Annotated in this window: 9 protein-coding genes; 7 read left to right on the forward strand and 2 right to left on the reverse strand. The window is 70.8% G+C overall.

The window, feature by feature from the left end; translation table 11 throughout:
- Positions 1-262: 262 nt before the first annotated feature.
- Both M503_RS0111295 and M503_RS0111300 read right to left on the reverse strand, forming a co-directional pair.
- Positions 263-1,093, reverse strand: coding sequence for an META and DUF4377 domain-containing protein (locus M503_RS0111295; protein ID WP_028928262.1), 831 nt, complete (start codon positions 1,091-1,093; stop codon positions 263-265).
- 113 nt (positions 1,094-1,206) lie between these two features.
- Entirely contained in the window at positions 1,207-2,001 is a 795-nt protein-coding gene (locus M503_RS0111300) for an undecaprenyl-diphosphate phosphatase (RefSeq protein ID WP_028920606.1), read from the reverse strand.
- A gap of 224 nt (positions 2,002-2,225) precedes the next feature.
- Here M503_RS0111300 and glnA point away from each other — a divergent pair, with 224 nt between their 5' ends.
- The 7 genes from glnA (at position 2,226) to M503_RS0111340 (ending at position 10,332) form a co-directional block, all read left to right on the forward strand.
- The gene (gene glnA / locus M503_RS0111305; protein ID WP_028920607.1) at positions 2,226-3,635 is read left to right on the forward strand and encodes a type I glutamate--ammonia ligase; all 1,410 of its coding nucleotides are present in this window, start codon (positions 2,226-2,228) and stop codon (positions 3,633-3,635) included.
- A 294-nt stretch (positions 3,636-3,929) separates the two neighbouring features.
- Positions 3,930-4,268, forward strand: coding sequence for a P-II family nitrogen regulator (locus M503_RS0111310; RefSeq protein ID WP_024868950.1), 339 nt, complete (start codon positions 3,930-3,932; stop codon positions 4,266-4,268).
- 20 nt (positions 4,269-4,288) lie between these two features.
- Positions 4,289-5,731: an ammonium transporter gene (locus M503_RS0111315; protein ID WP_028920608.1), complete on the forward strand. Its 1,443-nt coding sequence runs from the start codon at positions 4,289-4,291 to the stop codon at positions 5,729-5,731.
- A 252-nt stretch (positions 5,732-5,983) separates the two neighbouring features.
- On the forward strand, positions 5,984-6,730 hold the full coding sequence (locus M503_RS0111320) for an N-acetylmuramoyl-L-alanine amidase (protein WP_037061292.1): 747 nt from the start codon (positions 5,984-5,986) through the stop codon (positions 6,728-6,730).
- A gap of 60 nt (positions 6,731-6,790) precedes the next feature.
- Positions 6,791-7,840 (forward strand): ATP-binding protein, encoded by a 1,050-nt coding sequence (locus M503_RS0111325; protein ID WP_028920610.1) that lies wholly within the window; start codon positions 6,791-6,793, stop codon positions 7,838-7,840.
- Positions 7,837-9,285, forward strand: a complete 1,449-nt coding sequence (ntrC, locus tag M503_RS0111330; RefSeq protein WP_028920611.1) for a nitrogen regulation protein NR(I) — start codon at positions 7,837-7,839, stop codon at positions 9,283-9,285. The genes M503_RS0111325 and ntrC overlap by 4 nt, the downstream gene beginning before the upstream one ends.
- A gap of 483 nt (positions 9,286-9,768) precedes the next feature.
- Entirely contained in the window at positions 9,769-10,332 is a 564-nt protein-coding gene (locus M503_RS0111340) for a superoxide dismutase family protein (protein WP_028920612.1), read from the forward strand.
- Positions 10,333-10,619: the final 287 nt, after the last annotated feature.

Here is a 10,619-nt window from a genome sequence, read left to right on the forward strand (position 1 = left end):
CAGACGCACAAGGGGCGCTCCCTGTAGAGCGGGGCTTGCCCCGCTGCCACGCACCGGGGCCGATGCCCGTCAACAGCAGCAGGGCAGGCCCTGCTCTACGGGAAGCACGGCCCTGCTGGGCGCGATTTTTCCGGACGGAGCCGCCAACCCGATGCGCACTACCCCCGCGCTGCCGCGGCTCCACTCGAACCGCCGCGCCCGAACGGATGATCCCCGCGGCCGCGCAGGTGACCGCGGGAACATCCCGCCAGTCCAGCCCGGCTCAGCGCTTCACCTGCTCCGACTCCACCACCATGTCCAGCACGTAGGCGTAACGCGAGGCGTCGGCGGGGACGTCCTGGCGGGTGTAGCGGTCGATGCGCAGCACGTTGCGCACGCCGGGCTGGTGGGTGTAGCCCTCGATCTCGTCGTAGAAGTTCTGCCACTCGCCCGGCTCGCCCACGCGGATGCCGTTGTCGTCGAAGCGGATCTCGCGCACCTGCAGGCACTGCTTGTCCGGGATCAGCGGGTGGTCGCAGGGCTTCGTCTCCGGGCCGACCTCCAGGAAGATCCGCTCGCCCGGCCCGCCGAAGCGGGTGGCCGCGGTCGGCGCGCCCTGGAACACCAGGCGCGAACCATCGGCAGCGGTGAGCATCAGCTCCGGCGTATCGCCGGCCGAGGCCGCCACGCCAAGTTCACCGGACAGGCGCGCGCCGGCCTCCGCATCGAGCGCGGACAGCTTCGGATCGGTGCAGGCCATCATCGTCGAAGCCATCCGGCCCAGCGTCAGCCGGTCGCCGGCCAGGGTGTAACTACCGTTCATGCGATTGCAGGTGTTGGACACCGATACGCGCCCGTCGGCGAAATCCAGCTGCAGCGGCAGGTCCGGGCGCGCGAACAGTGCCTCGATGCGCTGGCCCTGCGCGTCGGTGGCCTCGGTGAGGCGCCAGTGGTGCGCAGGCAGCAGGGTGGCCGGATCGGCTGCGGCCAGCGGCGGCGGCGCGGCCGGATCGGCGGCCATTTCGCCGGGTGCCGGCGTGCCGGGTTCGGCAGGACGGTTGCAACCGGCCAGGGCCAGCGGCAGCAGCAGGATCAGCAGGTACGGGGACTTCATGGGGAAACCTCCGGGCAGGGCCGGCCTCCGTGGCCGGCAGGCGGGTGTTCGACTGCGACGGACGACAGAACGGCTGGATGCGCCCGGCGGGATTCAGTCCGCGTGAAGGCGCTTCAGCTTCCGGCCGGCATGAACGCCAGCAGGCCCAGGCCCAGGGCGATGCGGTAGATCGCGAAGCCGGTGAAGCGGTGGCGCTTGATGTAGCCCATCAGCCAGCGCACCACCACGAAGCCGGTGACCGCCGCGGCGACGAAGGCTACCGCCACGTCGCCCCACGGCTCGCTGCCCAGGCCACCGTCCTTGACCAGTTCCAGGAAGGCGTAGCCGCTGGCGGCGAACATGGTCGGGATCGCCAGCAGGAACACGAACTCCGCCGCCGCCGAACGCCGGCTGGTACCGGCCAGCATCGCCAGGAAGATCGCCGCCGCCGAACGCGAGGTGCCCGGGAAAATCCCCGCCACCACCTGCGCCAGCCCGACCAGCACCGCGACCTTCCAGGTGATCGTGGCCACGTCGCCACGCTTCTCGGCCACACGCTCGGCCACCAGCATCCAGATGCCGCCCAGGACCAGCGCGGTGGCCACCGGCGTCACCGTTTCCGGCAGCTCCCAGCCGGCCAGCCGCACCGGCAGGCCGACCAGCGCGGTCACCAGGAAGGCGGCGCCCAGCTTGAGCACGTAGTCGCGGTTGGCCGGATCGCGCAGGTTGCTGGCCAGTTCCCACAGGCGGCCGCGGAAGGCCAGGACCACGGCGAGGATCGCGCCGGCCTGGATCACGATGTTGAAGAAGTCCGAACGCGCGCCGAGCCAGTGCTGGGCGATGAGCAGGTGTCCGGTACTGGAGATCGGCAGGAACTCGGTCAGGCCTTCGAGGATGCCCAGCAGGAGGGCGGAAAACAGGTCGGACACGTGCGCTGCCGGAGTGTGAAAGGCGCACGAGGATACCGAAGAGACGCGGCCCCTGCTCGTTGCACCATTATGGTTCAAAGCCTGCACCGGAATGATGCACTGTTGTGATGCAATCCGCCCCGAACCCGGGCGTCGGTTCAGTGGAATCAATGACTTGTGAGTGCGCAAAAGTTGGCACGCGGCCTGCTTGGTAGCCGGTACCCATCAACCCGAGGTTGCAAGCGATGTCCGTGGAAAACGTTGAGAAGCTGATCAAGGACAACCAGGTCGAGTTCGTCGACCTGCGGTTCGTCGACATGCGGGGTGTGCAGCAGCACGTGACCTTCCCGGTCAGCATCGTCGAGGACTCGCTGTTCGAGGACGGCAAGATGTTCGACGGCAGCTCGATCTCCGGCTGGAAGGGCATCAACGAATCCGACATGGTCCTGCTGCCCGACGCCAGCACCGCGGTGCTGGATCCGTTCACCGCCGATCCGACCCTGATCCTCACCTGCGACATCCTCGACCCGGCCACCATGCAGGCCTACTCGCGCTGCCCGCGCGGCGTGGCCAAGCGCGCCGAGGCCTACCTGAAGTCGCTGGGCCTCGCCGACGCCGCCTTCTTCGGCCCGGAGCCGGAGTTCTTCATCTTCGACGCGGTCCGCTACGCCAACGACATGGGCCACACCTTCTTCGAGATCGAGTCCGAGGAAGCGGCGTGGAACAGCGGTACCAAGTACGAATCCGGCAACACCGGCTACCGCCCGGGCATCAAGGGCGGCTACTTCCCGGTCGGCCCGGCCGACTCGCTGCACGACCTGCGCGCCGAGATGTGCAAGACCCTGGAAGAGGCCGGCATCGAGGTCGAGGTCCACCACCACGAAGTGGCGACCGCCGGCCAGTGCGAGATCGGCACCAAGTTCAACACCCTGGTGAAGAAGGCCGACGAGCTGCTGACGCTGAAGTACATCGTCAAGAACGTCGCCCACCGCAACGGCAAGACCGCCACCTTCATGCCGAAGCCGATCGTCGGCGACAACGGCAGCGGCATGCACGTGCACCAGTCGCTGTCGAAGGAAGGCAAGAACCTGTTCTCCGGCGACGGCTACGGCGGCCTGTCGCAGCTGGCGCTGTGGTACATCGGCGGCATCTTCAAGCACGCCAAGGCGATCAACGCCTTCGCCAACTCCGGCACCAACAGCTACAAGCGCCTGGTCCCGGGCTTCGAGGCGCCGGTGATGCTGGCCTACTCGGCGCGCAACCGCTCCGCTTCGTGCCGCATCCCGTGGGTGTCGAGCCCGAAGGCCCGCCGCATCGAGATCCGCTTCCCCGATCCGCTGCAGTCCGGCTACCTGACCTTCACCGCGCTGATGATGGCCGGCCTGGACGGCATCAAGAACCAGATCGACCCGGGCGCGCCGAGCGACAAGGACCTGTACGACCTGCCGCCGGAAGAAGAGAAGAACATCCCGAAGGTGTGCTCGAGCCTGGACCAGGCCCTCGAGGCGCTGGACGCGGACCGCGAGTTCCTCAAGGCCGGCGGGGTGATGAGCGACGACTTCATCGACGGCTACATCGCGCTGAAGATGCAGGAAGTCACCAAGTTCCGCGCCGCGACGCACCCGCTGGAATACCAGCTGTACTACGGCAACTGAGCAACATGGCGCGCGCGGCGGGGAGCCGCGCGCGCTGCGGTTTCCGGCGGGGCCGGAAGCCGTCGGCAGACAGGGAAAGGAAAGAAACAGCAGCACTGCTCCAGGGGAACGAAGGGATTCACGGGCCTGCATGACCTCCCCCAAGAAGTCGGATGCAAGCCCTGAATCGGTGTGCCGCGGCCGGCACGGCGCGGCCATGTCGTGCGGGGGCGCCGGGTCCATGGGGACCCGGCGTGATCCCCGGGTTCCGAACGCCGGCCTTTGCGCCGGACCCTCCACCATCGGGATGCGAACATGAAACTGATTACCGCGATCATCCGGCCGTTCAAGCTTGACGAGGTGCGCGAAGCCCTCGCCCAGGCGGGCGTGTCCGGTATCACCGTGACCGAAGTGAAAGGCTTCGGTCGCCAGAAGGGCCACACCGAGCTGTACCGCGGCGCCGAGTACGTCGTCGACTTCCTGCCGAAGATCAAGATCGAGACCGTCGTGACCGACGACCGCGTCGACGCGGTGCTGGAAGCCATCCAGCAGTCCGCCGGCACCGGCAAGATCGGCGACGGCAAGATCTTCGTCACCGCGGTCGAACAGGTCATCCGCATCCGCACCGGCGAGCTCGGCGCGGACGCGCTCTAACCCACCACTCGGAGAAGCCCATGAACATGCGATTCCTGGCCGGGTGGAAGTCCCGGTTCTATGCCGTGTGCCTGACGATGCTCGTTTCGGCCATGGCAACCACCTCCTTCGCCGCGCAGGCGCAGGAAGAAACCGCCGCGCCGGCCGTCGAGGAAGTGGCCACCGAGGTCGTCGAAGCGGCCGATGCCGCCGGCGATGCGGTGGCCGAGGCGGTCGCCGTCGAGGAAGCCGCGCCGGCCGAGGAGGAGGCCTCGCTGGATTCCGGCGACACCGCCTGGATGCTGACCTCGACCATGTTGGTCCTGCTGATGATCGTGCCCGGCCTGGCCCTGTTCTACGGCGGCCTGGTGCGCAGCAAAAACGTGCTTTCGGTGCTGAGCCAGGTGATGGTCGTCGCCTCGGTGGTGATCGTGCTGTGGGCCTTCTATGGCTACAGCGCGGTGTTCTCCGAGGGCAACGCGTTCTTCGGCTCGTTCAAGGAGAAGGCGTTCCTGGCCGGCATCACCACCGCCAGCCTCAGCGGCACGATCCCGGAGCTGCTGTTCGTCGCCTTCCAGTCGACCTTCGCCGCCATCACCACCGCGCTCATCGTCGGTGCCTTCGCCGAGCGCATCAAGTTCAAGGCGGTGCTGCTGTTCTCGGTGCTGTGGTTCACCTTCAGCTACATCCCGATGGCGCACATCGTCTGGGGCGGCGGCTACCTGGCCGAGCTGGGCGCGATCGACTTCGCCGGCGGCACCGTCGTGCACATCAACGCGGGCGTGGCCGGCCTGGTGGGCGCGTACTTCGTCGGCAAGCGCCTGGGCTTCGGCCAGGTCGCGCTGAAGCCGCACAACGTGCCGTTCACCTTCATCGGCGCCTCGCTGCTGTGGATCGGCTGGTTCGGCTTCAACGCCGGTTCGGCCGCCGCCGCCAACGACACCGCCGCGCTGGCCTTCATCAACACCATCCTCGCCACCTCGGCGGCGATCGTCGGCTGGACCCTGGTCGAAGCGCTGACCAAGGGCAAGCCGTCCGCCCTGGGTGCGGCTTCCGGCGCGGTCGCCGGCCTGGTCGGCATCACCCCGGCCTGCGGCACCGTCGGTCCGCTGGGCGCGATCGTGGTCGGCTTCGCCGCCGGCGTGATCTGCGTGTGGGGCGTCACCGGCCTGAAGAAGCTGCTGAAGGTCGACGACACCGCCGACGTGTTCGGCGTGCACGGCGTCGGCGGCATCGTCGGCGCGATCCTCACCGGCGTGTTCACCGCCCCGTCGCTGGGCGGCACCGGCGACGCCGACTTCGACATCGGCCACCAGGTGTGGGTGCAGGTGGTCAGCGTCGGCTTCACCATCGTCTGGTGCGCCGTGGTCACCGTCGTCGCCCTGCTCATCGCCAAGGTGCTGTTCGGCCTGCGCGTCAACGAAGAGGCCGAGCGTGTCGGCCTGGACATCAGCTCGCACGGCGAATCCGCCTACGAGGCCTGATCGACGCAGCAACCGGTCCGCGGCGCGACGCCGCGGACCGGGGTTTTCCACCGGGGCGGCCGCTTCCCGCGGCCGCCGCCGGAGACGCGCACGGCCGGGGGGCGCAGCGCAACAGCCACTGCCGAGGTGATCCCGTGTTCGCGGCTTCCTTCCGCATCCGCAGCAGCCGTTCCCGCATCCTGGCGGACGACGGCGGTCGCGGACCGCGCGTGTGGTCCTTGCCTTCCGCGGCGCATGCCGTTGCAATTAGGCATGGCCAACTTTTTCCGTCACACATCCATCGTCGCGCTCGCCCTGCTGCTGGGCGCCTGCGCGCAGGCGCCGGTACGCAACCCCATCGCGCAGTGGGAAGCCTCGCCGAACCACGACGAGCGCCGCGCCACCATCATCGTGCTGCATGCGACCGAGCAGGAATCGGTCGCGCAGAGCCTGGTCACCCTGCGCACCCGCAACAGCGGCGGGCCGGTGAGCTCGCACTACCTGGTCGGCGCCGATGGCGACCTGTACCAGCTGGTCGAGGACTCGCGCCGCGCCTGGCACGCCGGCGGCGGCAACTGGGGCACGATCACCGACCTCAACTCCGCCTCCATCGGCATCGAGCTGGACAACGATGGTGGTGAACCGTTCCCGCCCGCGCAGATCGAAGCGCTGCTGCGCCTGCTCGAGGACCTGTGCACGCGCCTGGGCATCCCGCGCCATGCGGTCATCGCCCATGCCGATCTGGCCCCGACCCGCAAGCGCGATCCCGGCGCCCAGTTCCCGTGGGCCGAGCTGGCCCGCGCCGGCTTCGGCCTGTGGCCGGACCCGGCCGACGGCGATCCGCCGCCGGGCTTCGACCCGTGGCTGGCAATGCAGGCCATCGGCTGGCCGCTGGACGACCGCGCCGCGGCCGTGCGCGCCTACCGCCGCCACTATCGCGGCGACGAGGCCGACACCCTCGACGCCGAGGACCTCCGCATCCTGCATTCGCTGGTCGAGCAGGCCCGCAAGCGGCGCTGAACCCCGGCGCGGCGCGGGATCGCGCCGGACCGCGTCTTGCACTAAATTGGTGCAATGGACGTGAGCACGCCGACCGCCGCCCCGACCCTGGAGCAGCTGACCACCCCGGTGGCCTGGACCGACGCGCAGGCGCGCATCGTCGGAATGAACCCGGCGTTCCCGCGCTGGATGGGCATCGGCCCGCGCCGCCTGCTCGGCCAGCCGCTGGCCGCGCTGGAGGTGGAGGGCGAGGCCCTGGCCCGCTTCCTCGAACAGGAGGAGCGCGAGGTCCTGCGCCTGCACCGGATCGCGCTGGGCGTGCCCGGCGAGGCGCCGCGCTACGCCGACGGCTGGGTGACCCGCACCGCCGACGGCTGGCTGCTGGAAGCGCACCCGGCCGATGCCTTCCCCGCGCCGGACCCGGCCCAGGCCCTGCCCGGCGCCCTGCAGGCCGCGCTCAAGGGCCTGGCCCACGAGCTGCGCAACCCGCTGGCCGGGCTCAAGGGCGCGGCCCAGCTGCTGGCGCGCCGCGCCGCCGCGCGCCCGGACGACAGCGGCGAACGCGAACTGCTCGACCTGATCGGCGCGGAGATCGACCGCCTCAGCCAGCTGGTCGACCAGCTGATGTCGCCGGCACCGCAGCGCCCGCACGCGCCTCTCAACATCCACGCCGTGCTCGAGCGCGTGCTGCGCCTGGTCGAGGCCGAAGGCGGCTGGAGCGTACGCGTGCAGCGCGACTACGACCCCAGCATCCCCGAATTCCCCGGCGACGCCGACCGCCTCACCCAGGCGGTGTGGAACCTGGTGCGCAACGCGCTGGAAGCCGGCGCCTCCACCATCATCCTGCGCACCCGCGTCGAGAACGGCCTGCATATCCGCGAACACCTGCACCCGCGCGCGCTGCGCGTGGAGATCGTCGACGACGGCCGCGGCGTGCCCGACGAACTGGCCGAGCACCTGTTCCTGCCGCTGGTCAGCGGCCGCGCCGATGGCACCGGCCTGGGCCTCGCCCTGGCCCACCAGGTCGCGCGCGAACACCGCGGCTCGCTGACCTTCCGTTCGCGCCCCGGCCATACCGTCTTCACCCTGCTGCTGCCGCAGAACGACACCGAAGGAGCACCGCCTGCATGAATCCGGCCGCCGCCAGCGCCGAGAACCGCCGCGTCTGGGTCGTCGACGACGACCGCTCGGTGCGCTTCGTCCTCGCCACCGCCCTGCGCGACGCGGGCTACGAGGTCGACGGCTTCGAGAACGCCGCCAGCGCGCTGGCCGCGCTGCGCGTGCGCGGCGCGCCGGACCTGCTGTTCACCGACGTGCGGATGCCCGGCGAGGACGGCCTCCAGCTGCTGGACCGCCTGAAGGCCGCGCATCCGCAGCTGCCGGTGATCGTGATGTCGGCGTACACCGACGTTGCCAGTACCGCCTCCGCGTTCCGCGGCGGCGCGCACGAGTTCCTGTCCAAGCCCTTCGACCTCGACGACGCGGTCGCGCTCGCGGCGCGCGCGCTGCCGGTCGGCACGGTGCAGGCGCCGGCACCGGCGGCCGAGCCCGAGCCCGAAGAGCCGCCTGCGTCCGAGCTGGTCGGCGACACCCCGGCGATGCGCGCGCTGTTCCGCGCGATCGGCCGCCTCGCCCAGGCGCCGCTGTCGGTGCTGATCACCGGCGAGACCGGCACCGGCAAGGAACTGGTGGCCAGCGCGCTGCACCGTGAATCGCCGCGCGCCAACGGCCCGTTCGTCGCGCTCAACACCGCCGCGATCCCCGCCGAACTGCTGGAGAGCGAGCTGTTCGGCCACGAGGCCGGCGCCTTCACTGGCGCGCAGAAGCGCCACATCGGCCGCTTCGAGCAGGCCGACGGCGGCACCCTGTTCCTCGACGAGATCGGCGACATGCCAGCCTCGCTGCAGACGCGCCTGCTGCGCGTGCTGGCCGAGGGCGAGTTCTTCCGCGTCGGCGGCCGCGAGCTGATCCGCGTCGACGTGCGCGTGATCGCCGCCACCCACCAGGACCTCGAAGCGCTGGTCCAGCAGGGCCGCTTCCGCGCCGACCTGCTGCACCGGCTGAACGTCGTGCGCCTGCAGATCCCGCCGCTGCGCGAGCGCCGCGCCGACATCCCGCTGCTGGCCGACACCTTCCTGCACCGCGCCGCGCGCAAGCTCGGCGCCGGCGCCAAGCGTTTCGACCCGGCCGCGCTGGCCGCGCTGCAGGCGATGGACTGGCCCGGCAACGTGCGCGAACTGCAGAACCTGTGCTGGCGCTTGGCCGCGCTGGCGCCCGGCGAGACCATCACCGTCGAGGACCTCGGCGACACGCGCGCGCCGCAGGCGCAGGTGCCGCTGCCCGCGGTGGCCTCGGCGCCCGCCGAATGGGACCGCCAGCTCGGCCAGTGGGCCCTGGCCTGCCTGCAGGCCGGCGCGCGCGACCTGCACGCCGAAGCGCGCCAGCGCTTCGACCAGGCCCTGCTCAACGCCGCCCTGCAGCACACCGGCGGCCGCCGCGTCGAAGCCGCCGCGCTGCTGGGCGTAGGCCGCAACACCGTGACCCGCAAACTCGGCCCAGGCCGCAAACGCCGCTGAGTATTTCCCCTCTCCCCCCGGGAGAGGGGCCAGGGGTGAGGGCCGGGCGCCCAGCAACATCGGAGATCGCGGCAGACACCAGTCCGTCGACCCGGAAAACCGACTGCCCGCGCCTCGCCTGGCCGCCGGCTCGGCGCGGGCGACGGCGCGGCTGGAACGGCAGCTGGTGCGCACCGGCACGCCGGTCGTGCGCGACCTGTATCCGGCGCTGGATCCGCCCGAGGGCATGGGCAACGAGGACAAGGTCGAGCTGCTGCGCTCGCTGGACCGCCTGCTGCGAGCGGTCCGCGCGGCAGTCCGCCACAGAGGCACGCCAGATCACAGCTACCGCAGCCGATGCGTCTGCACTACAAGCACGCACCTGGCACCACGCCTGGCGTGGACCGCGGTGCCACGTGTGCACCGCGCCCACAATCCCGTTGCTTCATTCCCTCTGCACCCGCGCCGCCCTTATCCTGCGCGTCTTCCAACGGGAGACCGCACATGCACAAGCACAGGATCCTCGCGCCGCTCGGACTGCTCGCCCTGGCCGCATGCAGCACCACGCCGCCGCCGGCCCCGGAACCGGCACCGCCCGCGCCGGTCAGCACCGCGCAGCAGGCCGAGGCCGTGCTCGCCTCGGCGTCCGGCAGCCGGGTCAGTGGCAAGCTCACCCTGGCGCCGATGGGCGATGGCGTACACATCAGCGGCGAAGTCGGCGGCCTCGCCCCGCAGGGCCAGTTCGGCTTCCACGTGCACGAGAAGGGCGACTGCAGCGCGGTCGACGCCACCAGCGCCGGCGGCCACTTCAATCCCGCCGCCACCGCGCACGGCCGCGCAGGCACCGCGACCCACCACGCCGGTGACATGGACAACATCACCAGCAATGCCGAGGGCGTGGCCACGGTCAACGTGCACCTGCGCGGCGTGACCCTGGGCGGCGGCGCGGCCAACGACATCGCCGGCCGGGCGGTGATCGTCCACGCGTCCGCGGACGACTACCAGAGCCAGCCCGCCGGCAACGCCGGCGCCCGCGTGGCCTGCGGCATCATCAAGGTCGTGCGCTAAGCGACGTTGAAGCCCCTCTCCCTCCGGGAGAGGGGTTGGGGAGAGGGCAGGTGCGCCAGCGCGGCGACGGATCCCGGACCTTACCCGTAACCCGCTCCGCGCCCCGGTCACGTCCAGGGGGCGTGGGATTCGACGGGATGCGCGCCAGTGGCCCGCAGACGTCCCGCCTCACCCCGGGGAGAGAGGGAAACCGGAGCGGACCGTAGCCCGGACAAGGTCGCAGGCCGCCTTCGGGGCGGGGCGCCGGCTCCCAGACAGTGCCTGCCGGCCCGTGCCCCGGATGCGCT

Source organism: Pseudoxanthomonas suwonensis J47 (genome assembly GCF_000513955.1).
Taxonomy (GTDB): domain Bacteria; phylum Pseudomonadota; class Gammaproteobacteria; order Xanthomonadales; family Xanthomonadaceae; genus Pseudoxanthomonas; species Pseudoxanthomonas suwonensis_C.

What these genes read in the sequence shown, in the direction of transcription:
- ntrC (WP_028920611.1), top strand. Translation starts at nt 7,837, where the DNA reads ATGAATCCGGCCGCCGCCAGCGCCGAGAACCGCCGCGTCTGGGTCGTC.
- M503_RS0111320 (WP_037061292.1), top strand. Translation starts at nt 5,984, where the DNA reads ATGGCCAACTTTTTCCGTCACACATCCATCGTCGCGCTCGCCCTGCTG.
- M503_RS0111295 (WP_028928262.1), bottom strand. Translation starts at nt 1,093, where the DNA reads ATGAAGTCCCCGTACCTGCTGATCCTGCTGCTGCCGCTGGCCCTGGCC.
- M503_RS0111310 (WP_024868950.1), top strand. Translation starts at nt 3,930, where the DNA reads ATGAAACTGATTACCGCGATCATCCGGCCGTTCAAGCTTGACGAGGTG.
- M503_RS0111315 (WP_028920608.1), top strand. Translation starts at nt 4,289, where the DNA reads ATGAACATGCGATTCCTGGCCGGGTGGAAGTCCCGGTTCTATGCCGTG.
- glnA (WP_028920607.1), top strand. Translation starts at nt 2,226, where the DNA reads ATGTCCGTGGAAAACGTTGAGAAGCTGATCAAGGACAACCAGGTCGAG.
- M503_RS0111340 (WP_028920612.1), top strand. Translation starts at nt 9,769, where the DNA reads ATGCACAAGCACAGGATCCTCGCGCCGCTCGGACTGCTCGCCCTGGCC.